Source organism: Arthrobacter sp. SlRoot2-15 (genome assembly GCF_059739345.1).
Genome location: NZ_AP046058.1, coordinates 2,206,761 through 2,232,994 on the forward strand (window position 1 = coordinate 2,206,761; position 26,234 = coordinate 2,232,994).

23 protein-coding genes are annotated in these 26,234 nt (G+C 67.1%); 8 read left to right on the plus strand and 15 right to left on the minus strand.

Translation table 11 applies throughout. The features are described from left to right. Positions 1-46 precede the first annotated feature (46 nt). From AC6I9V_RS10080 to AC6I9V_RS10095, 4 genes are all read right to left on the minus strand, one after another. Positions 47-994, minus strand: coding sequence for a hypothetical protein (locus AC6I9V_RS10080; RefSeq protein WP_497899315.1), 948 nt, complete (start codon positions 992-994; stop codon positions 47-49). A 172-nt stretch (positions 995-1,166) separates the two neighbouring features. Continuing rightward, positions 1,167-1,646 carry a thioredoxin-dependent thiol peroxidase gene (gene bcp / locus AC6I9V_RS10085; RefSeq protein WP_497899316.1) on the minus strand — a complete coding sequence of 160 codons (480 nt, stop codon included), beginning with the start codon at positions 1,644-1,646 and terminating at the stop codon, positions 1,167-1,169. 116 nt (positions 1,647-1,762) lie between these two features. Beyond that, the gene (locus AC6I9V_RS10090) at positions 1,763-2,563 is read right to left on the minus strand and encodes a hydroxypyruvate isomerase family protein (protein WP_497899317.1); all 801 of its coding nucleotides are present in this window, start codon (positions 2,561-2,563) and stop codon (positions 1,763-1,765) included. A 48-nt stretch (positions 2,564-2,611) separates the two neighbouring features. Then, positions 2,612-2,776: a hypothetical protein gene (locus tag AC6I9V_RS10095; protein ID WP_349413393.1), complete on the minus strand. Its 165-nt coding sequence runs from the start codon at positions 2,774-2,776 to the stop codon at positions 2,612-2,614. Between the two features lie 99 nt (positions 2,777-2,875). On the opposite strand from AC6I9V_RS10095, the gene AC6I9V_RS10100 reads away from it, so the two are divergent. Both AC6I9V_RS10100 and AC6I9V_RS10105 read left to right on the plus strand, forming a co-directional pair. Beyond that, positions 2,876-3,562 carry a uracil-DNA glycosylase gene (locus AC6I9V_RS10100; RefSeq protein WP_497899318.1) on the plus strand — a complete coding sequence of 229 codons (687 nt, stop codon included), beginning with the start codon at positions 2,876-2,878 and terminating at the stop codon, positions 3,560-3,562. Positions 3,563-3,734: 172 nt separating this feature from the next. Continuing rightward, entirely contained in the window at positions 3,735-4,616 is an 882-nt protein-coding gene (locus tag AC6I9V_RS10105) for a serine hydrolase (RefSeq protein ID WP_497900298.1), read from the plus strand. 170 nt (positions 4,617-4,786) lie between these two features. Here the strand turns inward: AC6I9V_RS10105 and AC6I9V_RS10110 are convergent, their stop codons facing one another. Continuing rightward, on the minus strand, positions 4,787-5,623 hold the full coding sequence (locus tag AC6I9V_RS10110; protein WP_497899319.1) for an alpha/beta fold hydrolase: 837 nt from the start codon (positions 5,621-5,623) through the stop codon (positions 4,787-4,789). Positions 5,624-5,786: 163 nt separating this feature from the next. Here AC6I9V_RS10110 and AC6I9V_RS10115 point away from each other — a divergent pair, with 163 nt between their 5' ends. Continuing rightward, positions 5,787-5,948: a DUF8730 family Cys-rich protein gene (locus AC6I9V_RS10115; protein ID WP_186372174.1), complete on the plus strand. Its 162-nt coding sequence runs from the start codon at positions 5,787-5,789 to the stop codon at positions 5,946-5,948. Between the two features lie 75 nt (positions 5,949-6,023). On the opposite strand, the gene AC6I9V_RS10120 is transcribed toward AC6I9V_RS10115, so the two are convergent. The 7 genes from AC6I9V_RS10120 to AC6I9V_RS10150 form a co-directional block, all read right to left on the minus strand. Then, complete coding sequence (locus AC6I9V_RS10120; protein WP_497899320.1) at positions 6,024-7,142, minus strand: phosphotransferase family protein; 1,119 nt, start codon at positions 7,140-7,142, stop codon at positions 6,024-6,026. A gap of 63 nt (positions 7,143-7,205) precedes the next feature. After that, entirely contained in the window at positions 7,206-9,002 is a 1,797-nt protein-coding gene (locus AC6I9V_RS10125) for an ABC transporter ATP-binding protein (protein ID WP_497899321.1), read from the minus strand. Positions 9,003-9,088: 86 nt separating this feature from the next. After that, complete coding sequence (locus tag AC6I9V_RS10130; protein WP_497899322.1) at positions 9,089-10,264, minus strand: glycosyltransferase; 1,176 nt, start codon at positions 10,262-10,264, stop codon at positions 9,089-9,091. Next, positions 10,261-11,481: a glycosyltransferase gene (locus AC6I9V_RS10135; protein WP_497899323.1), complete on the minus strand. Its 1,221-nt coding sequence runs from the start codon at positions 11,479-11,481 to the stop codon at positions 10,261-10,263. Before AC6I9V_RS10135 ends, AC6I9V_RS10130 begins: the two co-directional genes overlap by 4 nt. Continuing rightward, positions 11,468-12,673: a glycosyltransferase family protein gene (locus AC6I9V_RS10140; protein WP_497899324.1), complete on the minus strand. Its 1,206-nt coding sequence runs from the start codon at positions 12,671-12,673 to the stop codon at positions 11,468-11,470. Before AC6I9V_RS10140 ends, AC6I9V_RS10135 begins: the two co-directional genes overlap by 14 nt. A gap of 155 nt (positions 12,674-12,828) precedes the next feature. After that, positions 12,829-14,403 (minus strand): sensor histidine kinase, encoded by a 1,575-nt coding sequence (locus AC6I9V_RS10145; protein WP_497900299.1) that lies wholly within the window; start codon positions 14,401-14,403, stop codon positions 12,829-12,831. A 5-nt stretch (positions 14,404-14,408) separates the two neighbouring features. Beyond that, positions 14,409-15,089, minus strand: a complete 681-nt coding sequence (locus tag AC6I9V_RS10150; RefSeq protein WP_497899325.1) for a response regulator transcription factor — start codon at positions 15,087-15,089, stop codon at positions 14,409-14,411. A gap of 287 nt (positions 15,090-15,376) precedes the next feature. Between AC6I9V_RS10150 and AC6I9V_RS10155 the strand changes: the two genes are divergently transcribed. Then, positions 15,377-16,297: a 2-hydroxyacid dehydrogenase gene (locus tag AC6I9V_RS10155; RefSeq protein ID WP_497899326.1), complete on the plus strand. Its 921-nt coding sequence runs from the start codon at positions 15,377-15,379 to the stop codon at positions 16,295-16,297. 15 nt (positions 16,298-16,312) lie between these two features. Here AC6I9V_RS10155 and AC6I9V_RS10160 read toward each other — a convergent pair whose 3' ends face one another. Further along, entirely contained in the window at positions 16,313-17,134 is an 822-nt protein-coding gene (locus AC6I9V_RS10160; RefSeq protein ID WP_497899327.1) for an MBL fold metallo-hydrolase, read from the minus strand. Next, positions 17,128-17,511: a VOC family protein gene (locus AC6I9V_RS10165; RefSeq protein ID WP_497899328.1), complete on the minus strand. Its 384-nt coding sequence runs from the start codon at positions 17,509-17,511 to the stop codon at positions 17,128-17,130. The genes AC6I9V_RS10160 and AC6I9V_RS10165 overlap by 7 nt, the downstream gene beginning before the upstream one ends. Positions 17,512-17,674: 163 nt before the next feature. Between AC6I9V_RS10165 and AC6I9V_RS10170 the strand changes: the two genes are divergently transcribed. Then, positions 17,675-18,700, plus strand: a complete 1,026-nt coding sequence (locus tag AC6I9V_RS10170; protein ID WP_497899329.1) for a DUF808 domain-containing protein — start codon at positions 17,675-17,677, stop codon at positions 18,698-18,700. 194 nt (positions 18,701-18,894) lie between these two features. On the opposite strand, the gene AC6I9V_RS10175 is transcribed toward AC6I9V_RS10170, so the two are convergent. Further along, on the minus strand, positions 18,895-19,656 hold the full coding sequence (locus AC6I9V_RS10175) for a mechanosensitive ion channel family protein (RefSeq protein ID WP_349413378.1): 762 nt from the start codon (positions 19,654-19,656) through the stop codon (positions 18,895-18,897). A gap of 300 nt (positions 19,657-19,956) precedes the next feature. On the opposite strand from AC6I9V_RS10175, the gene AC6I9V_RS10180 reads away from it, so the two are divergent. From AC6I9V_RS10180 to AC6I9V_RS10190, 3 genes are all read left to right on the plus strand, one after another. Continuing rightward, positions 19,957-21,693, plus strand: coding sequence for an ABC transporter ATP-binding protein (locus AC6I9V_RS10180; RefSeq protein WP_497899330.1), 1,737 nt, complete (start codon positions 19,957-19,959; stop codon positions 21,691-21,693). Next, positions 21,690-23,729, plus strand: a complete 2,040-nt coding sequence (locus AC6I9V_RS10185) for an ABC transporter ATP-binding protein (RefSeq protein WP_497899331.1) — start codon at positions 21,690-21,692, stop codon at positions 23,727-23,729. Before AC6I9V_RS10180 ends, AC6I9V_RS10185 begins: the two co-directional genes overlap by 4 nt. A gap of 1,190 nt (positions 23,730-24,919) precedes the next feature. Continuing rightward, a complete protein-coding gene (locus AC6I9V_RS10190) occupies positions 24,920-25,774 on the plus strand; it encodes a hypothetical protein (protein ID WP_497899332.1) in 855 nt (284 codons plus the stop codon). Positions 25,775-26,234: the final 460 nt, after the last annotated feature.

Genomic DNA, 26,234 nt, shown 5'->3' on the forward strand with positions numbered 1-26,234 from the left:
CCGCGGCTGTCCGATGCCGCAGCGGATTCCTGGATCCGGCGCGGAATTAAGTCCGGCAGGCCGGGCGGATCCGCCGCGGGACCCCCTCGGCCGTGAGGAAGGCCGCGAACCTGGCCGGCCCGGCGATCTCCGCCCAGGTCCAGCGGATCACCCGCCGCCCGGCGGACCGGATCCGGTCCTCGCGGCGCTTCTCGTCGATGACCGCCTCCGAGGGCGTCCGGCCCTGGAGGTATTCCGCCTTGCGGTACTTGACCAGGCCGTCGAATTCCCCGCAGAGGCGCTCTTCAGGCCACTCAAAGTCGGAGTAACCAGCCAGACCGCGGGCATCGCGGATCTCGGCCTGCAGTTCCGGGGGCTTGAAGCCCAGCCGGTGCATCAGTGCCCTGCCCGCCGATTCGCCGGGAGATCCCGACGCCGGGTCTGCGAAGGCGATCGCAGCCCGGATTCTGCGCGCCGCGGCCGCGGTGTAGCTGGCGCCGATGCCGGCGTCGAGCTCCTCCTTGCTCAAGGCTGGCAGCCCGGGCTGGGGCTTCAGCACATGGTCGAGCGCGGCCGTGGCCTGTTCGAAGGACTCGAAGGCAGCCAGGTCCAGTACCGTCCGGATCCGGGTCGTGACCAGCAGCCCCCGGCGCTCCTCGACCTGCAGCGAGGCCGGGTCGGCGAAGTGACGCCGGACGCCCGCCCGCGAACGCCCGCCGCCGTCGTCGGACGTGCAGGCGTGCACCAGCGTTGCCGGGCCCAGCAGGGGCACGTCCCACAGTGCAGCGGAGGACTGTCGGCAGAACACCGTGCGGCTTTGCAGCGTCGACGCCGCCGCCTGGATCAGGAGCGGGTAGCGGCCCCAGCCGGCCAGCGCATCCCACGCCGCGGCGGGAACGTAGACGCCCTGCCGGATGCGGCGCAGTTCGCCGGAGGCCGCCCGGCGGGCCAGTTCACGGGAGTCCCGGCCGAGCCGTGCCGAGTCGCTGCTGAGGATGAGGCGGGGGAGGTCCATGCCCCGATGCTGGTTCCGCCGGAGGTGCACCGGCAACGGGGCCGACGCCGGATGTGGACAACTTTCGCGGCGGTGGCGGTTTTGCGCTGCGCTTTCGGACAAGCGCACCCCGGGCCCGGGGCGCAGCCGTCCGGATCCGCAGCGGATTCCCGTAACCGGCGCGGGCGGCCCCTTAGACGCCGAGCTCGTCCTTCAGGGCGGCGACGTGGCCCTCGGCCTTGACCTGGTACTGCGCCAGCTTGACCTTGCCCTCGGGATCGAGGACCACGGTGGAGCGGACAATGCCCTCGGTGATCTCGCCGCGGACCAGCTTTTCGCCCCAGGCGCCGTACGCCAGGGCCACGGCGTGGTCCTCGTCGGCGAGCAGCGGGAAGGTCAGCGCGAAGTCGCCGGTGAAGTGGGCCAGGGCCTCGGGGGCGTCCGGGGAAATGCCCAGCACCTCATAGCCCGAGCCCTGCAGGGAGGAGAGGCTGTCGCGGAAATCGCAGGCCTCGGTGGTGCAGCCCGGCGTGGCGGCCTGCGGGTAGAAGTACACAATGACGTTCTTCCCGCGGAAGTCGGCCAGGGACACCGGCTTGCCCTCGGCGTCGGGCAGGGTGAAGTCGGGGGCCGGGGTTCCGGGCTGCAGCTTGACGGTGACGTTCTGGCTCATGGGAGTCCTTCGCTGGGAGGGCGGTGGGAAATTGGTCTGTAGTGCACAACACTAGAGGCGGAACCGGTATTCCGGCGGCTCAGAACCGGGTTCGACGACGCCGACTCAGCGCTGGATCAGCGGGGGGTGCGCTGGCGGAGGGACCAGTCGAAGGCTGTTGCCGCCGGGGCCTTGTACTCGAGGCCAACGTACCCCTCATAACCGAGCTCGCGGCTGCGGGTGATCCAGCGCTCCAGCGGCAGGTCCCCGGTGCCGGGCGCCCCGCGGCCGGGGGCATCGGCGATCTGGACGTGGCCGAAGTCCGGGGCATGCTTTTCGATGACAGAGTCGACGTCGTCGCCGTTGACCGCCAGGTGGTAGAAGTCTGCGAGCACCTTGATGTTCGCCGCACCGCTTTCCTGAGTCACCCGGGCGATGACGCTGAGGGCGTCGTTGGCGGTGAGGAGCGGGTAGCGGGGCGCGCCGCTGAGCGGTTCGAGCAGCACGGTTCCGCCAATCCGGGCCACGGCGCCGGCGGCGGCCGCGAGGTTCTGGACCGCCAGTTCGTCCTGCGCCTCCGGGGTGTGCCCGTCCTGCCGGTTGCCGTACAGGGCGTTGAACGACGTGCAGCCGAGCCGCGCGCCGATGCCGGCCACGACGTCGATGTTGTCCCGGAATTCGGCGGCGCGGCCGATCCAGGACACCAGGCCGCGGTCGCCGGCAGGCATGTCGCCGGCGTCGAAGTTCAGGCCGGTAAGCCGTACGCCGGCGTCCGTGATCGCCCGCTCGAAGCGGCCGAGCTCCGCGTCCCCGGGGACGGAGCTTGCGAACGGCCACCAGAATTCGACGGCGTCGAACCCCGCAGCCTTCGCCGCGGCGGGACGCTCGAGCAGCGGCAGTTCGGTCAACAGGATGGAGCAGTTCACGGAAAACATCACGGTGCGCTCTTTCTGGAGTCGTTCTGGTCCCGGCGGGTCCGGGAAGGGCTAGCGGCGCTTCCGGGGGTCCTTCCGGGCGGCCAGGCCCACCAGTGCCCCGATGCCAAGGCCGATCAGCAGCCCGGTAAACGGCTTGTCAACGGTGGCCACGCCAATGGAAAAGCCAAGGGCGGCGCCAACGAGCATTCCGATCCACAGGGACTGGTAGTTCACAGCCTCAGGCTAGCAAGTCCTGCTGCGGGTGCGGCCTGCGGTCAAGCTGCCCCAACTGTGACAGAGCCTGTAACACGGCCGGCGGCCTATAGTCGGAGGGTGGAACACAGCATCCCGGGCCGACCTGGCCGGGCGTCCGAGATCGATGGGTTTGTGGACCGGCTGGCGTCGGTAAAAACCGGGCCCGGCTGCGCCAACTTCTTCGATGACACCGTGCCCGCGAACGCGCTCCGCCGGCGGAACCTGGCGAGCTACCTGCGGGAAATGCGGGAGCGCGCCCCGAAGGTGCTGCTGGTGGGGGAAGCCCCGGGCTTCCGGGGCATGAGGATCACGGGCGTTCCGTTTACCAGCCGCACCATCCTCGAGGGACCGGCCAACGGGTTCGGCCTGTTCGGGCCCGGAAAGGGATACGTGCTGCCGCCGGAAGCGCGCGGTGTTGCGGCGGAGCCGACGGCGACGGTGATGTGGGAAGTGCTGGCGGAGCTGGATTTCCTGCCGCTGCTCTGGAGCGCGTGCCCCTGGCATACCCATGTGCCGGGCATGCCGCTTTCCAACCGAACCCCGACGGCCGTCGAAGCTGCGCTGGGGAGCAGGTTTTGGCAGGAGCTGGCCGGGATTTTCGCGATCGAGACCGTGGTGGCCGTGGGAAATGTTGCACACCGCAGCCTGCACCGGAACGGCGTCGAGGCACCGAAAATCAGGCATCCCGCCCACGGCGGCCGGTCCGGATTCAAGCGGGGGCTGGAGGAACTGATCGCGGCCGGCGGCTGGGACGGCCACGCCTAGCTTTTGATCGTGCTGGCCTGGTGACAGCTGGTTCATAGCTTTTCCATAGCCGGTGTGGCTAACTTAGCGAACTATGGAAGAGCGCACGACCCGGCAGTCCGGTTACCGTCCCACCGGCAGTGGGAGCTCCCGACGTCGCTTGCGGGCGTTCCGCCGTCGTCGGGCCGTGCTGATGGCAGTGTGCGCCACCCTGCTGGCTGCGGCGCTGGGTGCGGTCGTCCACCCGGCTGCCCAGGCCGGCTCCACGGCGTCCGTCCGGACAGGCAGCGTCACAGGTGCCGCCCCGGCCACTTCGGCGCCGGCACCGGGCGCGACGGCCGCCCCGGCCGCCGCCCCGGCCGCCGTGGGGGGCTTGGGCCCGGCTTTGGATGCCAGGATCAACGACATCGTCGCCGCCAATCCGGAGTATCAGATCGGGGTGGCCCTGCTTGATGTATCTGACGGCGCGGCCGCCTCCGGCGAGGTCCGCCAGTACGGGGTGGAGTCAGCATTCGTCGCGGCCAGCACCGCCAAGGTCCTGGCGGCGGAGGCGTTTTACCATCTTGTGGAAACCGGGGCCGCATCGCTCGATGACCCCCTGGGTGACTACACCGCGGAATTCCAGCTGCAGGCCATGATCCAGCAGAGCGACAATGACTCCTGGTCGCTGATCATGGACTCCGTGGGCCACGCGGAGCTGACGGACTACGCGGCCTCGATCGGCGTGGACTACAGCCCCGAAAGCAACACGCTCACGCCCGCTGACATGGCCCGCATCCTGGCCGGCCTCTACACCGGAACGCTGCTGACACCCGCGGACACCGCCCAGTTGCTGGCCTTCATGCAGAACACCAACTATGAAACGCTCATCCCGGCCGCCGTACCGGTCGGCGTCGCCGTCTTCCACAAGTACGGGCTGCTCGGCGGGGAATTGCACGACGCCGCCATCCTCGCCGAGGACGGCCGCGCCTACGCCCTTGTCGCCTATACCAAGGGCGATGACTTGGACAGCGTCTCCGAACGGACGGAAGTCATCCATCAACTGACGCAGGCCGTGGCGGACACCTTGTTCTAGGGGCCGGGTTCTAGACGCCGCCAACTAGGGGCGGGGGCCGTCCGGGCTGCTTTGGGCTGCGGTCCGGGGGCACTTTGCCGCCCGCCGGCGTCGGCCCGGCGTTTCGTGTCAAAGTGCCCCCCGGAAGGCCGCGCGCGGCTCTGCCTGGCGTGGAAAGTGCGGCTAACGGCCTACTTCGCCAGGAACCCCAGCAGCGCCTCGTTGACCTCGGCGGCGTGGGTCCAGAGCATCCCGTGCGGGGCGCCGTCGATCTCCACATAGTCCGCAGTCGGGAGGGCCTTGGCGAAGCGCCGGCCGGTGACATCGATCGGCAGGATCTGGTCCGCGGTGCCGTGCACAATCAGGGCCGGGACGTCGATCTTGGGGATGTCCCCGCGGAAGTCGGTGAGCCAGGTGGGCTGCGCGGCCACGGACGCCGTCGGGCCGCCTGCGGTGGCGAGGTTCCAGCCCGCCCGCAGGACTTCCTCGCTGAGCCGGGGTGTGCCCAGGAACGTATCGCTGTTGTAGAAGTTCTTGAAGAAGTCGGTGAAGAAGGCGTAGCGGTCGGCCGTGACCGCTTCGAGCAGGCCGTCGAACACGGACTGCGGGACGCCGTCGGGGTTGTCCTCGGTCTGGAGCACGTAGGGCTCCAGCGACCCGAGGAACACGGCCTTGGCCACCCGGGCGGAGCCGTAGCTGCCGAGGTAGCGGCCCACCTCGCCGGTGCCCATCGAGAAGCCCACCAGCACGGCGTCGTTCAGGTCCAGCGTGGTCATCAGGGTGTTGAGGTCGGCGGCGAAGGTGTCGTAGTCGTAACCCTCGGTGGGCTTGCTGGACTTGCCGAAGCCGCGCCGGTCGTAGGTGATCACCCGGTAGCCGGCGGCCAGGAGCGCGGCGGTCTGCTTTTCCCAGGAGGAGCCGTCCAGCGGGTAGCCGTGGATCAGGACCACCGCCTGCCCGGTCCCGTGGTCCTCGTAGTAGAGCTCGACGTCGGTGCTGTTTTCGGTTCCAACCTTGATGTATGCCATGAAGCGATCCTCTCGGTACGGTCTGAAGTCAATCCGTGCGTCCCGCAGCGGGTCCCACTGTAGGGAACCAACGTGCTGCCCGGCTAGGGTGTTCCGCGAATTTGCGTAGAATACCCCCCGGGGTATAGTGGAAGCACTAGACCTACCACTGAGGAGACACCAGATGTGCCGACAGGTTGCATGCAAAAAGTGCGGTAAGACCACGTGGGCCGGCTGCGGCCAGCACGTTGACCAGGTTATGCGCGGCGTCAAGAGCGCGGACCGCTGCAAGGGCCACGAGAACGAGCCTAAGACCGGCTTCTTCGCCAAGCTCTTCGGCCGCTGACGTAGGCGTTGAACCGGCCGCGGGTGGCCCCAAGGGCCTCCGCGGTCGACACGACTTGGCAAGGACCCGGTTTGCCTAACCTCGCTTGCGAAGCTGGACAGGAGCGGACTCATAGCCGGACGTGAGCGGAATGTGCGCGGCACGTTCGCCGAGCACAGCCAGGGCCCTGGCCGAGCGATTGGGAAACGGGGAACAGGCCAGCCGCAGCCAGACGCCGTCGGAATAAGCATGGAACCGGTCCGGGCTGACGTGCAGATCTTCCGCGGCAGCTACGATCCGCGTGTGGGCCGCCATGTACCGGTCCGGCGAAATGCAGGGTATGCGGGCACTCAGTTCCAAATGAACGTCCAGGTTGGCCAGATCCAGTGCGGCCTCGGCCTGGGCGGTATCGTCGAAATCCAGCAGGCCCAGCGGCGAGGCGCCGTCGGCGAGGATTTGCTTGTCGTGGAGGTCGCCATGCGCCCAGACCAACGGGTCCGGCGCAGTCCGCAGCAGATTCCGGATCACGTCCTCGGCCCGTGCGGTTAGGGTGGCGCGTTGGGATGCGGCTTCCTGAATGTCGTTGTAGTGCCGCAGCCAGCGGTTCACCCAGCGCCGCAGATCCGCGACCTCCGCCTCCGGGGAATGGGCGGGCAGCGCGGCCAGGGCTGCGTGCCCGGCGGAGCTAGTCACCTGGGTGGTCCAGGCGTCCTGCCACCTCTCCCACAGCCGGTCGAACTCTTCATCACTGAGACCGGCGGTGTCGTCGGCCAAATCCCCCAGGGGTTGGCCGGGAACGGCGCTGAAGGCGATGACGTCCGGAGAGTTCCGCAGCACTCGGGGTGCGGTGAAGGTCCCGGGGGCGAGGAGGAGCTCGGTCTCCGCGCAGCGTTGCGCGGGGACGATTGCACCGCCGGGCGGGAAGATCTTGATGTAGCCAGCATCGGTCCGGACGACGGCACGCAGGTGCGGCCGGTAGGACACCAGTTCCCCGCGCCGGGCCTCGGCCCGCAGGGACGGCAGCCCCGGATCGTCCATGGGCAACAGCTCGAACGCTCCGCCGCAGAGCACGCCTCCCCGGACGCCGGCCTGCCCCGGCGCAACGACCTCCAGGATGTAGTCCCCGACCGTTCTGTCCGGCCACACCCGGTGGATCTTCCAGGTTTGCCCGGAAGAGTCGACGGCGGACCGCGGAACCTGCGAGTGCCAGCTCATGCGATCAACTCCGTCGATCGGTGGATATGACAGTCCGGCGCCCGTGTCCCTGCAGTGCCATGCTCATTTCGGCACCTTGAACAGTTCACCCGGTTCTGCGGTCTGCTGCCGATGGACCCAGCCGGCAAAGCGGGAGTCCGGATCAACCAGCAATGACTGCGGCGCCCCATCTTCGAGAATTTCGCCGTCTTCGAGCCAGATCACCCGGTCGCACGATTGGGCCGAGTTGACGTCGTGGGTAATGGTGATGGAGGTCCGGCCCTCGGTGAGTGTGTCCAGGGCGTCGAGGACCGAATCCCGGGAGGCCGGATCCAGCCCGGCCGTCGCCTCGTCCAGGATGACGATCGGGGCCCTGCGGAGCATGGCGCGGGCTACGGCCAGCCGTTGACGCTGTCCCCCGGAAAGGTCGTTGGCCGCCTCGCCGAGGACAGTTTCGTAGCCCTCGGGCAGTGCGCGGATGAAACCGTCGGCTTGTGCAAGGACAGCCACGGCTTCGATCTCCTCATCGGTGGCATCAAGGCGGCCGAACCTGATGTTTTCCCGGACCGAAGTTCCGAACAGCACGGAGTCCTGGAGCAGGATTGAGACATGGGAACGCGCGGAAGCGATGGTCAGGCCGCGCAGGTCCTCCCCTCCGAGACTGACACTCCCCTCCCAGGGGTCCACCATCCGAAGGATCATGCTTGCCAGCGTGGACTTCCCGGCCCCGGAGGGCCCCAACACGGCGCAGTGCTGACCCGCCGGTATGGTCAGGGTGATTCCCTTGAGCACCGAAGCCCCGTCGAAGTGGCCGGCCCAGACGTTGTCGAACACGACGTCCGGGTGGGGGCTCTTGAGCGCGACGGCGTTAGGTGACTCGGGAACGTCACTCTGGGCGTCGAGCAGGTCGGCCACCCGTTCCCCGGAGGCCGTCGCGCGGGCGATACGGCTGGTGTACCTGGCCACATCCTTGAGCGGCCTCATCCCGGTTTTCAGGTAGAACAGGAAAACGGTCAGATCTCCGGGGGTCATCGCATGTTGCATCACCCTCCATCCGCCGGCGGCGAGGACCACCCCCGTGGCGATTCCGGTCAGGACGTCGGTCTTCCGTTGCAGGCTGGCGGACAGCCTCAGCGTGGCCACCCCCGAGCCAGACGCTGCCTGGTTGCTCTTGCCGAAGCCCGAGCTGAGGGTGTCTTCGAGTCCATACGCCTGGACTTCGCGCATTGCGCCGAGGGTTTGTGCGGCCGTGGTGGCCAGGGCACTTTCGCCCTTGCGTGATGTGCGGGCCGCGGTGGTAATCGATCCCGAACTCTTACGGGAAAACAAAATGAATATCCCGATGGACACGAACGTCACCAAAGCGATAAAAGGATCGAGCCAGAGCATGATGATCATCATGGCGATCAGGGACACGACGTTGCCGATGAGGGGCAGCCCTGCTGTGACTGCCACGTCCTGCAGCCGGGATACGTCCGCGACGAGCCGTTGGACCGTGTCGCCGGTGGAGGCGTGGCTGTGGTGGCGCATCGACAGGCTCTGGAGGTGGCGGAAGGTTCGGGCGCGCAATTCGGAGGAAACGCGGGTGCCCACTAGGGCAAACGAGATCGCGGACAGGTAGCTTGCCACGGCCCGGATTAGGCTGATGACAACTACTGCGCCGGCGCAGAGAAGCAGCACCTCGGCGCTTGCCTCCACGCTGAGCGGGGACCTGCGCAGATTGGCGCCGAGTGAGTGTGAGACGGAGTCGAGGACGATCTTCACCGGCCACGGTTCAAGTAGCCGGAAGAGGATTTCCACGGCCATGGCAATGAATCCGTAGGTGATCAGCAGCCTGTGCCCGCGCAGATGCGGGCGGATGCACCGCAAGGTCCGCTGCATCGGAGTGGGTTCGGAGGGCGCGTTGGTGCCGGTCCTTCGCCACAGTGTTCGCCAGCTACGGGGGTGTGAATGCCTGGCAGCGGTGGTCATTGCGTGGCCAGTCTGCGGGCAGGCGGCAGGGCCCCGGTGATCCGGGACAGCACACCGCTCCAGCTGAATCTCTGCACCGCGTCGCTGCGGGCCTCGAGCCCGAGCCTCTCCCGCAGGTTCGGGTCTTCGCCGAGCCGGATGAGGGCATTCGCCAGTGCGGCCGGCTCCCCGGGCGGGACGAGGATTCCGGTGCGGCCGTCCTGGATGATGGACGGAATCTGGCCCACGGCGCTCGCGATCACGGGCAGCGCGGCCGCCATGTACTCAAAGACCTTCAGCGGTGAGAAGTAATCGTCCTCGCCGGGGGCGTCCGGGGGATAGGGGGCAGCGGCGGCGTCGAATTCTGCCATGAGCCCGGGCACGGCGGCCGGCGCAACGGCGCCCGTGAACACCGTTGGCACGCCCAGAGACTCTGCGAGGCGTTCGAGATCCGCCCGCCCGGGCCCGTCACCGACCACCTGGACCTGCCAGCGCAGGCGCGGGTCAAGGGTCTGCCGGTTGGCCAGGGCCACACCGTGCAGCAGGCCGGGGACGCCATGCCAGGGCTTCAGCGTTCCCACAAACCCGACCGTGAGGTGATCCGCGTTCCGGCGCCCGGGGCGGCGGGCCGAAACCCGGTCGACGTTCACGCCGTTCGCTGCCAGCACGGTTCTGGCGGCCGGCACCCGCGCCCGCACCCAGTGCACCACAGGATCCGAGACGCAGGCCACGACGTCGGCCGTTGCCGCGTTGCGGCGGAACACCGTCTCGGCCTTCTTCACATCCAGCAACCGGCGGTACCGCTGCTGCTCCTCGATGAGGGGGGCGTTGACCTCCAGTACTGACGGCACGTCCAAAATGCGGGCCACCACGGACAGTGCCGGGCTGAACAGCGAATAGCGCTCGTAGAACAGCCCGCAGCCGTTGCGCAGGACCTCGTCCGCCAGGCCCAAGGCGGCGTCCTGGACGGCCCGTTCCCGGGCGGGGCCCGGGGCGGATTCCGGCCTGACTTCGACGACGTCGAGATCGGCAAGATCGCTGGGCCGCTCGGTGCCGATCTGGGTGCAGTAGACCGTGACGGCGGCGCCGGTCCCGCGCCACGCCCGGACGATTTCTTGGACGTGCACCGAGGAGCCCTTGGTGCCGAAAACAGGCACACCGGGGTCGGCGCAGAGGTATGCCACGCGTGTCATGCGACTCTCCTTTCCGAACGGGAGAGGGACCTCAGGAGCTCGGCCTGGCGGTGGACGTCGTAGTCCTCCTCGATCAGGGCGCGGGCATTGCGGGACATGGCAACCCTGTCCGTGGCGGGGGAGCGTAGGGTGAGGATCCCGCGGGCCACGGCGTGCGGGTTGCCCGGCCGGACCAGGACTCCGGTGGAGCCGTTCCGGACCACCTCGGGGATCCCGGTGACGGATGTGCTGACGCAGGGGACGCCGGTGGCCATGGCCTCGAGCAGGACCGTGGGCATGCCGTCCGCGTTGCCGTCGGCGCCGATCACGCAGGGCGCCACGAAGATATCGGCGGAGTGGAGCAGTTCGTGGACCTCGTCCTGGGTCTGGGGGCCGAGGAGGCGGACGTGCCCGCGGAGACGGAGCTGATCGATGCTCGCCTCCAGTTCCTCGGCCATGGGCCCCGTCCCGGCGATCCGGAGGTCCATTTTGACGCCCTGGTCCAGGAGTTCCGCGGCCGCGGGCAGCAGATGCTGGAAGCCTTTCTTCTCCACCAGGCGGCCGATGGCGGCGATCCTCAGGGTGGTTCCGAGCGGGTGGGGCTCCCGGTACGGGAAGCGTTCCAGCTCCAGTCCGTTGCGCACCAGATGGAGCCGGGACGTCGAGCCCGGGAAGCGGCGGCGCAGGTAGCGCATGTTGTACTGGCTGATGGTCACGGCGTGGTGGGCCTGCTCCAGCTTGAGCCGCAGATCCTCGTCCTGGACTGACTCATGGAAGATATCCACCGCGTGGGCCGTGAACGAGAAGGGGATGCCGGTAATGAAGGACGCCAGCCGGGCGACCGTTGTGGCGCCCGAAGCGAAGTGAACGTGCATGTGGCGGATGTTCCGGCCGTTCAAGGCGGTGGCCAGGTTGATGGCCTGGACGGCTTCGTCCGCCGTCACAGCGGCGAGTTTGGCGAAGTTCAAGCCAAGGGCGGCCGTGAGCCCCGCCTCCTCGGCCAACTGGAGGGCCTCCCACAGGGCCACCGTCTTGATGGGGCGGTCAATGTAGGTCACCGGTGCCTGGACCCGGGCGAGGTCGGGGTGGAATCGGGCGTCGTTGGTGGGCAGGAGCGAGAAGATCTCGATCCGGTCCCCCACAGCTTCGCGGGCGAGGATTTCCGCAACGATGAACGTTTCGGAGAACCGCGGATACATCTTGAGGACGTAGGCGGTCCCCGGCTCAGACGGCGACACGGCTGGCACGCTCCTTCGGATCGAGGGCCGGAACGCTGGACTTCGGACGGAAGAGGGGCTGGAGCAACTCTGCCGCCAGCTGCGGCACCCGGATGAGCCCGTCAAGCACCGCCTGACGCCGGTCCACCGCGGCCCCGAGCCTCGCCGCGAGCCATCCGCCGAAGACCTCGGGGGTCAGGGTGCCGATGTCCTGGTGTTCCAAATACCCGGCGGCGGCCAGGGACACTGCCCGGATGCGCTGCTCTTCCCGCGCCTCGGTCCGCGGAACGATCAGGGCGGGCACGGTGGTGCTCATGATCTCGCACACCGTGTTGTAGCCGCCCATCGAAACGACGGCGGCCGCGTGGCGGAGGTGGTAGGGCAGGTCGTCCACTGCGGGGACAACCTTGACGCCGGGGCCGGCTTGGCGCCGCAAGTCGTTGAGCTGCTCCACGGGCATCTGGGGACCCGCCACGATCAGATGGCCCAGCCCCTCCGGCACGGGTGCGGCGACGGCCACGCGGGCCAGGGCGTGGCCGTCCGAGCCACCTCCGACCGTCGTCAGGCAGTAGGGCCCGGGCATGCAGCTCGTTCCGGAGCCGGGGGGCCGTCCGGCGGCAAGGTAGCCGGTGAAGTGGATGAGATTCCGGAGCGAGAAGGGAATCTCACCGGCGGCAACGGGATCGTGGACGGCGGGGTCTCCGTAGATCCAGATCTGATCGAAGAGGGCCTTGACCAGCCGTGGACCGCCGATGCTGGCCCACTCCGCGGAGGCCACGTCCGGGGAATCCAGGACTTCCCGGAGACCCAGCACCACCCGCACCTGGCACCCGGAACGGGCGCGCCGCAGGGCGGATTCAAGTTCGCGGTTCACCCCGGTGGCGTGGCGGTCCACCACCACCAGATGCGGGCGGAACCCGGCCAGGACCGCTTTGAGGAGCCTCGCCCGCATGGACACAAGGTCGTCCATCGGCATGGTGAGGTTCCTCGGCAGGTAGCCGCCGGGGCTCTTGCCCACCCCGGGAAGCAGCACCCAGTCCCAGCCGTCCGGCGCCGGGAACGCGGGCGCCAGCGCGGTGCCGGTGATGAGGATGCCGGTGACCGGGCGGCCGGTCAGGCCCGGAATCTGGTTGTTCAGGGCGTGGGCCAGCGCCAGATTCCGGCGCATATGCCCCAGGCCCACTGAATCGTGTGAGTAGAGCACTATCCGCATGGGCTCCATTGCGATCCTCCCCGTACCCCACAGCTCAGGGGGTGTTCCTTGCCGGCGGTGGTTGCCGTTAAGACCAGCCTGCAACGCCAGGGTGAGGAGCGGATGAGGGGACGATTAAGGAGTCTTCATGAAGGGGTGTGCCGGCCGCCGCCCGGTCAGAGGTGCACGCGCGCGGCCTCCAGCGGAATCCTGATCAGGAACCGTGATCCCTGGCCATAGGTTGATTCCACGGTGGCTGTGCCGCCGTGGGCCTCGGCGATGGCGGTGACAATGGCCAGGCCAAGGCCGGATCCTTCCTCCCCCCGGCCCTGGCGGGCCCGGCCGAAACGCTCAAAGATCCGCTGCTGGTCCTTGGCCTCGATGCCGGCGCCGGTGTCACGCACCCACAGCAGCAGCTCGTCGGCGCCGGGCCGTTCGGTGCCGTCCGGCGCCGTCGGGCGTTCAATCCTGCTGCCCAAGGCGATCGTTGAGGACTGCCCGGTGTACTTGACGGCGTTGGCCGCGAGCTGCACAAAGGCCTGGGTGAGGCGCTGCGGGTCGGCCTCCACGGTGCAGTCGGCGCATTCATCGATCAGCCAGCGGCGGTCCGCGAGGACACGGATCTTCTCCATCACCTGGTGGAGGAAGTCGGCGATACGGATTGGCGCCTTCCTGATGAAGTCAGGGTGGCCGGCATTGGCGAGCAGGAGCAGGTCGTCCACCAGGCGCTGCATCCGGTCCACCTCTTCCAGCAGCACCTCCCTGGTTGCGGTTACATCGGCAGGGTCGTCGACGGACACCAGTTCCAGGTGCCCGCGGAGAATCGTGAGGGGGGTCCTCAGTTCGTGGCCGGCGTCGTCGAGGAACTGTTGCTGCTGCCGCGCGCCTTCGTCGAGTCGTTCCAGCATGGTGTTGAACGTCTTCGCGAGAAGCGTTACATCGTCCTCCCCGTCACGGACTTCCACCCTCCGCGTGAGGTCCTCATGGCTGACCACGCGGGTGGCTTCGCGCAGGCGCCGGAGCGGATCCAGCAGGCGCCCCGCCACCAGGGCACCGATCAGGGCGGCGGCGAGCAGCGTGCCGGCGGCCACCAGGGAGTAGGTCTGGACTGAGGCGAGATTGTGGTCCCTTTGGTCGGCGGCGTCCCGGCCGAGCAGCAGATACGTCCCGGTGTTTTCGCCTGCCGTGCCCGGCACCGGCAGGGCCACCGTCCGGAGCGGGCGGCGGCCGGCGTCGAACGCGCCGAAGGAGGCGGCCCAGCGGTTGGGAAGCTTGGTGACGGAGGACTGCAGGGTGGCGTCAAGCAGCGGCTCCTTCGGGTTCCCCTCTTTGATCCAGGCAATGCGCCCGTCGACGATTCCGGCCATCACTTCGTTGCTGCGGGGTTCGATGTCCTCGGCGGCCTCATGGAGCCTGCTGCCGTACGAATCGCCGCTGGCGGCGCTGTTGGTCCCGACCAGTTTGACCACTGAATTGCCCTTGTCCAGGATGGCCTGGTCCACCCGGGCGTCGGAGTCCTGGAACTGGACGATGAAGGCGATGAGGCCCGCGGTTACCAGCCCGGTGAGCATCATGCCCAGCATGGCGGCGATCACCCGGAAACGCACCGAGTGGAACTTCGCGCTCCACCCGGACGGGTCCGTGGCGGGAGCTCCGCCGGAACGCGTGACGGATGGTTTGGCGCCGGCCGGTTTGGTAGCGGCCGGCGTCCCGGGCGCCCGTCGGCCGCTTGGAAGCAGCCGGTCCAACATGGAGGTCACGGTTCCCCTTCCCCGGTGAGCCGGTAGCCGGCCCCGCGTGTGGTGACGATGTGGTCCGCGCCGATTTTTTGCCGTAACTGGCGGACATAGACGTCCACCACGTTGGACGTCCCGTCAAAGTCGTAGCCCCAGATGTGGCTGAGAAGCTGTTGCCGGCTGAGGACCTGTCCCGGGTGGAGCAGGAACATTTCCACCAGCGCGAATTCGCGGGCCGAGAGTTCCACCGTCCTGTCCCCGACGCTGACCGAGCGGGTGTGGAGGTTCAGCTCCAGGACGCCGTGCCGGATGATGTGGTCCGCGGGAGGGTCGTTGTTCTCGCCCGGGCGGACCCGGCGCCGGATCCGGGCGACGAGTTCCTCGAAGCGGAACGGCTTGGTGATGTAGTCATCCGCGCCGCCGTCCAGCCCTGCGACGGTGTCCGCGGCAGAGGCCCGCGCGGTGAGGATGATGACGGGGAGATCCATCCCGTTTTTTCGGAGCACGCTCAGGACGGTGAAGCCGTCGAGGCGGGGAAGCCCGACGTCCAGTAGCAGGAGATCAAACTGGCCGCTGGACGCATAGTCGACGGCCGTCACGCCGTCGGTCACCACGGTGGGGACGAAGCCGGCAGCCCGCAGGCCCTTCTCGATAAACCGGGAGATGCGTTCTTCGTCTTCGGCTATGAGTATGCGGATCACTGCGACCCCAAGGAGTTCGAGCCGGCTCGAAAACTGTGGCGTCTCCTGCATTTGAGCTGGGAGGAACGTCAGGAGCCCCAGCAGCCCCGATCGGCCCGGAATACGGGCGAAAACCCGGACACGGTCGGTGTCCGTGCGCAAAGCTCCGGCGTCCACGATTGGCTTGGGATCCGGTTTCCTCCCATCCTGCCCCTGCAGCCGGGCCTGCGCCACCCCCTCGCGGTACGCATTTTCCGCACGGCGACTTATCGCGACGCCGTCGGCGACCGCCCGCTAGGCTGGCAGCTATGCCGAAGAAGATTACCGTCAGCCTGCCCGACGCGACCCTGCGTGAATACCTCCAGCCGCACCCGGACGTCACCGTCCTCGAGTGGGACCTGTCCGGGGAACCGCCGCAACCGCGCCTGGACATCGTGGTCCCGCCGTACATGGGCGGCACCAAGGTGCTGCGCGGGCTCGAAGGCGTGGAGACCGCTCTGGTGCAGAGCCAATCGATCGGCTACGACGGCGTCGAGGAGTTCCTGCCGTCCGGAAGGGTGTTCGCCAACGCGGCCAGCGTCCACGAAACGTCCACGGCCGAGCTGGCGCTGGCCCTGATCCTGGCCAGCCAGCGCGAGCTCCCGCGGGTGCTGCAGAACCAGCAGGAGGGCCGCTGGGAGAGCCGGCCCACCGCCAGTCTCGCGGACCAGCGTGTGTTGATCGTCGGCTACGGCGGCGTCGGCAAAGCGATCGAGGACCGGCTGCTGCCGTTCGAAACCACGGTGACCCGTGTGGCCAGCCGGGCGCGGCCCGATGACCGCGGCCACGTCCACGGCATCGACGAACTTCCGGCCCTGCTGCCGGAGCACGACGTCGTCATTGTGGGGGTTCCGCTCAGCGACTCCACCCGCCACCTGATCGACGACGCCTTCCTCTCCGCAATGCCCGACGGCGCGCTCGTCGTCAACGTGGCCCGGGGACCGGTCGCGGACACCGAGGCGCTGGTCAAGCACACCTCCTCCGGCCGGATCCGCGCCGCCCTGGACGTCACCGATCCCGAGCCGCTGCCGCAGGACCACCCGTTGTGGGGGATCCCCGGCGTCATCGTCAGCCCGCACGTGGGCGGGGCGAGCGCGGCCATGCGGCCGCGGATGGGGAAGCTGGTCCAGCGGCAGATCGAGCTCATGCTGGCGGGCGAACCGCCGGTGAACGTGGTGCTGGGCGGCTGAGTCAGCCCGGGGGTGCTATTCGGGCGCCCCGGACTGCGCCTTTTCGGCGAGCCGCTGCAGCTGCCATCGATGCACGTCGGGCAGCCACTCCAGCGGGGCCGAGGGGCCGACCCGCGCGTCGTCGGGAACACCGCCGTCGTGCAGGGCCTGCACGTACGCGCGGTCCTGGTTGATCCGTGCCCGCAACTGGTCCGCTCCGCCGACCGAGCCGTGACCGGGGATCACGGCATCGACACGGTCGGCCACGGTCTCGAAGAGCCGCAGCGCCGCGAGGTAGTCCTCGAGCGGATCCGCGGCCCCCAGATCGAGGAATGGCATCAGGGTGTCGGAGAGCATGTCGCCCGCGACGAGGACGCCACGCTCCTCGATCAGCAGCGCGGCATGGCCCGCGGTGTGGGCCCGGTGCTCGATGATCCGGACAGTGGGGCCGTCCCAGGGAAGCTCTGCCGAGTCCGAGGGCAGCCCGGTAATCAGGCCGAGCAGCTCCAGGGGGATGTCCTCGGCCAGGTCCGGCGGAAGCACCCCGGCCACGCGGTCCCGCCAGTCCGCGGTGGACAGCAGCTCCTGCATCGAGGCTGCGCAGCGGGCTGTGCCGTAACGGGGCGCGTCACCAAAGGCCTCGTGCCACAGGACGTGGTCCCAATGGGGATGAGTGGCGAAGCCCGCGACGACGGGCTGGCCCAGCTCGCGAAGGTCGTGGGCGAGGGTGGCCAGTTCGCTGCGCGTTATGCCGGGGTCGATGAGCAGCACCCCGTCCCTGCCCTGCACAATCACGGAATTGCTCTGGATGAACCCGCTCTCGTGGACTAGAACGCCCTCGGCGACTTGCCTCAGCATGGGATGCCCTCCGCTCGTGGTTTCCCGGCCGTGTCCACCACACAGAACCTGTTGCCCTCCGGGTCGGCCAGGATCACGTAGTCCGCGTCCGCCGGCCGTTTGCTCCACTCCACCCGGGTGGCGCCGAGCGCCAGGAGCCGCCGTACTTCGGCCTCCTGTTCGTGGGTATACAGGTCCAGGTGGAGCCGCGGCGGGATCTGGAGGGCTGCGGGGACGCGGTCCAGCGAGATGCAGGTGCCGCCGCCTCCTAGCGGTTGCAGGATGACAAAGTCGTCGCCGGGCGCGTGCCGCGGCTCGTAGCCCAGCGCGGCCTGCCAGAAAGCCATCTGGCGTTCGAGGTTGTCCACCCGGATGACGATCGAACCAATGCTCAGCATCCGGCTAAGGTACACCCCTGGGCCGGCGGACGGGCACACCTGCCGCCTGACTCCGCGGCCCGGCGGCCAGCCCACCACCATATAATTCGAGCATGCCAATCAGCCGCCTTGACCGAGGCAACCCCGCCCAGCCGTCCGCCCCTAAACAGGACAGACGCGGGCTGTGAGCGGCGGCTTGGTCGCCCTGCTGGACGACATCGCAGCCCTGGCCAAGATCGCCGCCGCCTCGGTGGACGACGTCGCGGCCGGAGCGGCGAAGGCGGGGGCCAAGGCCGCCGGCGTCGTCATTGACGACGCCGCCGTCACCCCGCAGTACGTTTCCGGCGCGGACCCGTCCCGCGAGCTGCCCATGATCAAGCGGATCTTCTGGGGCTCGCTCCGGAACAAACTGCTGATCATCCTGCCGGCGCTGCTGCTCATCAGCGCCTTCATTCCGGGCGTCATCCCGTTCATCCTCATGCTGGGCGGCACCTACCTCTGCTACGAGGGTGCCGAGAAGGTCTGGCACAAATTCTTCGGGCACCACGCCGCCGAAGAAGACACACCCGCCGTGGACCGGGGCCCGGAAGCGGAGGCCAAGGTCACCAAGGGCGCCATCACCACCGACTTCATCCTCTCCTGCGAGATCATGGTCATCGCCATGAACGAGGTGGCAGCCGATTCCCTGTGGGTCCGGGCGGCCATCCTGGTGGCGGTGGCGCTCGTGATCACGGTGGCCGTGTACGGCGCCGTCGCACTCATCGTCAAGATGGACGACATCGGCCTGCACCTGGCGGCCAAGGAATCCGCGGGCGCCCAGCGCTTCGGCGAGCTGCTCGTCAGGGGGATGCCCGCCGTGCTGGCCACGATCACCGTGGTCGGGACGGTCGCCATGCTGTGGGTGGGCGGGCACATCATGCTGCAGGGGGCCCACGACCTCGGCTGGCACCTGCCGTATGACCTGGTCCACGTCCTCGAGAAACCGTTCGTTGCGATCCCGGTGGTGGGCGGTTTCCTGGCCTGGCTCGTGAACACCCTGTGCTCGGCCGTCCTCGGCCTCGCCTGGGGCCTGGTGGTCATGGCGATCCTGCTCCCGCTGCTCAAAGTGCTGCCGTTTGGCAAGAAAACGAGCGGTCATGAAGAGGACGCCGCCCGCTCCGCCGCCGAGGGCCGTCAGCCGGCAACGCACGACGCCGCTCCCAACCCCTAGTTCGGACCGGTCAGGCAGGACGCAGGCACGCGCTCAGCACGCTTCGGCAGGCGTGCCCGGGGAGCGGGAACGACAAAGCCCTCGGTGGGGTTCCGAGGGCTTTGTGCTTTTCTGTGGCTTCCACCGAATGGGGGCGGACACCTGGCACCGAATGCGCCCGGTCCGGCACCGAGGGCCGGTCCGGGCGCCCGGGGTCAGGAGCGGTGCGCGCCGTTGCCCGCAGGCCGGTCAGCGGGAAGGTGCTCCCGCGCGGCGTCTTTGAGCTGCTCGGAGGCCGGGCGTGCGTTCTGGGCCTCGGCCTTGATCCGCGGCGCTTCTTCCTCGGCCTTGTTCAGGTAGTGCTCCCAGCGGGCGGACATGGGCTTGATCAGGCCGCCGCCAACGCCGACGACAACGACGCCGACGATGGCAGCCAGGACGGCGATCAGGATCGGGGTCGTGACGGTGGTGGCGATGTCCACCTGGTTCAGGGCCGCGATGATGCCGATGCCCAGGATGAAGATGCTGGCGATATTGGCAAGGGTCTTGCCGTATGAGAGCCCGCCGAGGGAGCCCTGAATCAGGGTCTTGACGGCGGCCGCGATGGCTGCGCTGATGATCACGATAATGATCGCAACGACGACCTTGGGCAGGAATGCGATGATCGCGGCCAGCAGGGTGCTCACCGGGTTCGGACCGAAGACGCCGAAGGCGAATTGCAGCACGAAGAGTACGAGGGCGTAATAGATGATCTTGGAAATGATGTCGCTGGCGTCCAGCGCGGAGTTGGCCAGGGCCTTCTTGACGCCGCCGCGCTCCACAGCCCGGTCGAAACCGACCTTGTGCAGCAGCTTGGACAGCGCCTTTGCGATAGCTTTGGCGATCAGCAGCCCGATGATCAGGATGACCAGGAACAGCGCCAGCTTAGGAACGAATTCCACAACGGTGGCCAGGCCGGCCTTGAGTGTATCTTCCATTCTTTATTCCTCCAGAACTTTGGGGATGCGGGTAAATGATGCGGTCCGTGGATTTTTTGTCCGGTTTCACTAAACACCGCAGAAACCCCAAAAAGCAAGCAAGCTTAGTAATTTTGGTACACAACCCATCTGTTTGGTGCCCGGCAACGAAGTCATGTGGGGGCGTGTATTCTCAGCAGCTTGGCCGGGCCGACGTCGGTGGATCCTCCCTGCCCCCCGGGACCCCAACCGCTCCCAGCCGCCGGACGTAAACTGGCGTTCGAGTCATCGTGCGTGAAGCAGCGTGAAAGTGGAGACCGGATGCTCTGGAAACTGCTCGTCGAATACCTGAGGCCGCAGCGGCGGCTGCTGCTCGCCGTCGTCGTCTTCCAGCTGGCGGCGTCCATCGCCTCGCTGTACCTGCCCACCCTGAACGCGGACATCATCGACCAGGGCGTGGCGCGCGGGGACACGGACTACATCCTGCGCACCGGCGGCGAGATGCTCATGATCACCCTGCTGCAGATCGCCTGCACCATCGCCGCCGTCTACTTCGGCGCGAAGGCCGCGATGGCGCTGGGCCGGGACGTGCGCGGGGCGATCTTCACCCGGGTGGCGGAGTTCTCCGAGCAGGAAGTGACCCGGTTCGGCGCGCCGAGTCTGATTACCCGCTCCACGAACGACGTCCAGCAGGTCCAGCAGCTGGTGCTGATGTCCGCCACGCTGATGGTCACCGCGCCCATGCTGAGCATCGGCGGCGTCATCATGGCGGTCCGGCAGGACGTCCAGCTGTCCTGGCTGATCGCGGTCAGCGTGCCGGTACTGCTTATTGCTGTGGGCCTGATTGTCACCCGGATGGTGCCGCTGTTCCGGCTGATGCAGACCCGGATCGACACGGTCAACCGGGTGCTGCGCGAACAGCTCACCGGCATCCGCGTGGTCCGTGCGTTCGTCCGCGAGGACGTCGAGACCGCCCGCTTCGGCCGCGCCAACGAGGACGTCACGGACACCGCGCTGCGTGCCGGGCGGCTGATGGCGCTCGCGTTCCCCACCGTGATGCTGGTGCTCAACGTCTCCTCCGTGGCCGTGATCTGGTTCGGCGCGTTCCGGATCGAGGACGGCTCCATGCAGGTGGGGACCATGATCGCGTTCCTGAGCTACCTGATGCAGATCCTGATGTCCGTCATGATGGCCACGTTTATGGCGATCATGATCCCGCGCGCGGCCGTGTCCGCGGACCGGATCGGTGCGGTGCTGGGCACCGAGTCCAGCGTCCGGCCGCCGGAGCGCCCGGTCAGCCTCGCCGGTGCAGCCCGCGGCGAGCTGGAGATGCGCGACGTCGGATTCGCCTACCCGGGCGCCGAGGCGCCGGTCCTCTCGGACGTGGGATTCACCGCCCGGGCGGGGCAGACGACGGCGATCATCGGGTCGACCGGCTCCGGCAAGACCACCCTGGTGAACCTGATGCCGCGGCTCTTCGACGCCACCTGCGGCTCGGTGCGGATCGACGGCGTGGACGTGCGCGAGCTGCACCCGGACCTGCTCTGGGGGCACATCGGCCTGGTCCCGCAGAAGCCCTACCTGTTCTCCGGCACGGTCCGCAGCAACCTGCTGTACGGCAAGCCCGACGCCACCGAGGACGAGCTCTGGCGGGCGCTGTCCATCGCGCAGGCGGAGGATTTTGTCCGGGAGATGGAGGGCGGCCTGGATGCGCCCATCTCGCAGGGCGGCACCAACGTCTCCGGCGGGCAGCGGCAGCGGATCGCGATTGCCCGGGCGCTGGTGAAGCGGCCCGAGCTCTACATCTTTGACGACTCGTTCTCCTCGCTGGACACCGCCACGGATGCCCGGCTGCGGCAGTCGCTCAGGCAGCACACCGCCGGCGCGACGCTGGTGATCATCGCCCAGCGGGTCTCCAGCATCGCGGACGCGGACCAGATCCTGGTGCTCGACGACGGCCGAATCGTCGCGCACGGCACACACGAGGAGCTGCTGGAGACTTCGCCGACGTACCAAGAGATTGTGAACTCCCAGCTCGCCGCGGAGGAGGCGGCATGAGCGGGCGTTTGAGCAGCAGCGAGTCCCGGACGCCTGCTGCCGCTGGTGGCGGTGCCGCTGGCGCTTCCGGCGCCGCCAAGGAGGCCCCGCTGCGGATTCCGCGTCCGGCCGGCGGCCCCGGCCGCGGCGGCCCGTTCGCCGGGATGAACATCCCCGCGGAGAAAGCCATGAACTTCGGCCCGTCCGCGAAACGGCTGCTGGGCGAACTCCGCCCCGAGCGGATCTGGCTGACGCTGGTACTGGCCCTCGCCGTCGTGAGCGTGACGCTGTCCGTGATCGGGCCGCGGCTGCTGGGCGAGGGCACCAACCTGATCTTCGCCGGCGTCGTCTCCAAGCAGCTGCCCGCCGGGGTGAGCAAGGCGCAGCTGATCGCGCAGCTGCGGGCCGCGGGGGAGAACCAAAAGGCGGACATGCTCAGCGCCATGGCGCTGACGCCCGGCACCGGGATCGACTTCGCCGCGCTGTCCTCGGTGCTGCTGTGGGCGCTGGTGCTGTATGTGCTCGCGTCGGCATTTATGTGGATGCAGGCATATATCCTCAACGGCGTGGTGCAGCGGACCGTGTACCGGTTGCGCGAGCGGATCGAGGCGAAGATCAACCGGCTGCCGCTGCGCTACTTCGACACCGTGCAGCGCGGCGAGCTGCTCAGCCGGGTGACCAACGACGTCGACAACATCTCCCAGAGCCTGCAGCAGTCCATCAGCCAGGCGGTGACCTCGGTGCTCACCGTGGCGGGGGTGCTGGTGATGATGGTGATCCTCTCGCCGACGCTGGCGATCATCGCCCTGGTGACCATTCCGTTGACCCTGGTGACGACGGCGGTGATCGCCAAGCGCTCGCAGAAGCTGTTCGTGGCGCAGTGGAAGAACACCGGCGAGCTGAACGGCCAGATCGAGGAGACCTACACCGGGCACGCACTGGTGAAGGTGTTCGGCCGGCAGCGCGAGGTGGAGGAGCGGTTCCGGCAGAAGAACGCGGAGCTATACCAGGCGAGCTTCGGCGCGCAGTTCATTTCCGGGCTGATCATGCCGGCCATGACGTTCATCGGGAACCTGGTTTATGTGGGGATTGCCGTGGTGGGCGGCCTGCAGGTGGCGTCCGGGGCGATGCAGCTGGGCGACGTGCAGGCGTTCATCCAGTACTCGCGGCAGTTCACCCAGCCGCTGGCCCAGCTGGGGTCGATGGCGAACCTGCTGCAGTCCGGGGTGGCTTCGGCGGAGCGGGTGTTCGAGTTGCTGGACACGGAAGAGCAGTCGGCGGATCCGTCTCCGGCGGAAGCGCCCGACGGCGGGCGGGGGCGGCTGGTGTTCGAGGACGTGTCCTTTGCCTACTCGCCGGACAAGCCGCTGATCTCCCACCTGAGCCTGGTGGCGGAGCCGGGGCAGACCGTGGCGATTGTGGGTCCGACCGGGGCCGGCAAGACCACGCTGGTGAACCTGATGATGCGCTTCTACGAGCTAGACGCCGGGCGGATCACCCTCGACGGCGTGGACGTCGCCGCAATGTCCCGGCACGAGCTGCGCTCGCGGATGGGCATGGTGCTGCAGGACACCTGGCTGTTCGGCGGGACCATCCGGGACAACATCGCCTACGGCCGGCCGGATGCTTCGGAGGCGGAGATCCTGGAGGCGGCTAAGGCGACGTACGTGGACCGGTTCGTGAAGTCCCTGCCGCAGGGTTACGATACCGTGCTCGACGACGAGGGCGCCAACGTCTCGGCGGGGGAGAAGCAGCTGCTGACCATCGCCCGGGCGTTCCTGGCCCGGCCGTCGGTGCTGATCCTGGACGAGGCGACATCCTCCGTGGATACGCGGACCGAGGTGCTGGTGCAGAAGGCGATGAGCGCGCTGCGGTCCGACCGGACGTCGTTCGTCATTGCCCACCGGCTCTCCACCATCCGCGACGCCGACCTCATCCTGGTGATGGAAGCTGGCCAGATTGTGGAGCAGGGCAGGCACGCTTCACTGCTGGAAGCGGGCGGGGCGTACGCCCGGCTGTACGAGGCCCAGTTCGCGGCTCCGGTGGCGGAGGTTTAGGGGGCAACAGGCGTCTATCCGGTCGAGCCGAAATGAAAAGTTCGCCTTTGGGCGGCTCAACTTTGCGTAATATCCGCTATCGGACGCCTGGGGCGGACTCACAGACTTCGGCGGCGACGGAAAGTGTTCCCATTGCCAGACGGGTAGAACGTCGAGCAGAACGTTAGGGCAGACGCTGTTTGCACTAAATGCCTCGTTCGTGACGGGCAAGCGGCGCGGAGCATCAACTGTGAAGTACGCCTTTTGGTGCGGTGGACTGGCGCAGGGTTATGGCGGGCTACATGCCTGGGCCGAACCTGCGTCTTGAGCGCAAACGCGATTACGGCATAGATCAAGATATGAAGACCGACGGCGTGAGCAACCCTCGACAGGAGGCTAATTTTCACGCCGCGCACTGCAGTCATTCAAAGTCACCCTGACCTCTTAATTGGCAACCGAGTTGCTTTCGGCCAACGTCGTGATTGGCTTAGCTCCATGCAACTCATGGATTTTTGGAAGGACGCAGAAAAGGATGGCTGGTCTGTAGGCCAGTGGACCTCCAGTGACCCTTTCACAACACTTTCACACCTCGCCAGGCAAGCCGGTTGGGAGGCTGTAGGCACAAGAGCGGGAGAAGGCCCAGTTTCTACTTTGCGTCCCGTCACTCAGGCGGAAGCCCGAGAAGAATCCATGAGCGCGGTACACGGGCTGAACGCCCAGCCCCTTCACGTCGACGGTTCGCACATGCTTCGGCCGCCGGACATCGTATTGCTGTTCTCAGCAGCTCCGAATGCGACACCAACTCGACTTTGGAAGCCCGGGCGAAGTAGGTTCAGCAGGGATGCAGCTCTCAATGGCCTATTCATGGTCGGGCATGGCCGGTCGGCCTTTCTAGCCCCAGCCCTCGATTTAGACGGGTGGCGGTACGATCCCGTAATTATGCGACCCGCGGATGAGCGCGCGCGGAGCATCGCGAATGGTCTGGACGCAGGATCAGATCGCGATGCGACTGAAGTGTCGTGGGATCGCAAGAACACCATGCTGATTATCGCAAACCGAAAAGTACTTCATGGCAGGGCTGCCGTGACCGACGGTGATGAGGAACGGAAGCTGATCAGAATGGCTTTTTACGCTAATAGGGGGAGCAGTTGAGGGCGGCTTATGATCCCGAAGGTCTGTGGTTGAAAGCTAAGCTTTTCATAAATCGTGCAATGGACGGCGACCCTCGTTCCTTCGATGAACGAGCCATGTGGGCGACCCTAGCCCTCGAGCTAATTGCAAAAGCAGCGCTGGCGACTCATTCTCCTATTCTCATAGCAGATCCGAACGACGACGCAAGTCTTCTGGGCGCATCTGGCCTCGTCAACGCCGACAGTGGATTTAAATCTGTCCGTGCGACCACTCTCTACCGTCGCTGCAAGCGCGCGTTTAGGCCTTTTGATGAGAAGAAGGCCGAGGTCTTTGCCACTGCACGCAATGAATATCTTCATGGCAGTGCAATAGCCTTTGCTGCCATACCTGAGCATGTGTGGTGGGCGGACTTTTGGAGCTTGGCATCGCCTCTCATCGATGCCCAGGACAAGGACATCGGAGAATTCGTTGGTGACCGTAGAGCTGAAGTCGTGCAGGTGCATCTACAGAACAATAAGAAATATCTGGTGCAGCGCGTCGAATCGTTGATTAGTCGGTCCCAGACGCGGTATGAGGAAAAACTTTCGGGGAGGATTTCCGCGGCAAGGTTGAAACAATGGAAATCCGAGAGTGATCTTCGGGCCCATTTGAAGTACTCGACTAATTGTGAATGCCCGGCCTGCGGTCAATTAGGGCTGATCGAGGCGGATGATGTAGAGAATATCCGGGTTGAGACCTGGAGCTACTCTGAAGAAGAGTATGGCTACCAAGGACTCGCTGATGCGGTGGCGGAGTATTTCGTTTGCGAGGACTGTCAATTAGTGCTCAACGGATACGAATTGCTCCAGGAGGCCGGGATCGAAACAATCTTTGAGGTCGAAGACGACGATTTCGTCGAACAACTGGCTCAAGAATCGGAATACGGTAACGAGTAAGTCCAATATCGGCGCTCCAAGTACTTACGCAAGACGCGCCGGTCCCCGCTTAGTGATGGGCAGCCGTGACGGCGGAAGCCGGAAAGCGACTGACATCTGGCCGCCTGGACCACCAAGCTACCGGCCCGACCGGGCGGACATATACTGCGCTATCTGCCGTTGCCTTTTCCTGAGCGCGTGCCCTAGGTGCCCATCGACGACGCGTCCCTACTGGATGGACCGGAATGGCCCGTTCATCGGTGACTAGGAGGGCGCTGGCAACGAGGAAGGGGTCGGTTTGGCGGCACGGCCGAAGGCCAAAGGGGCGGGTGGCGGCCGCTTGCGTGGAGGCACCTCGTGCCCTAATAGCAAAGTGGCCCGAGTGCCGACGTGACGTTGTTAGGGGTCGCGGCTTCGAATCCTGCTTATGCTTCATTGCCCGTTCAACGACCGGGACAGTGTTATATCCAGTCAACCGCTT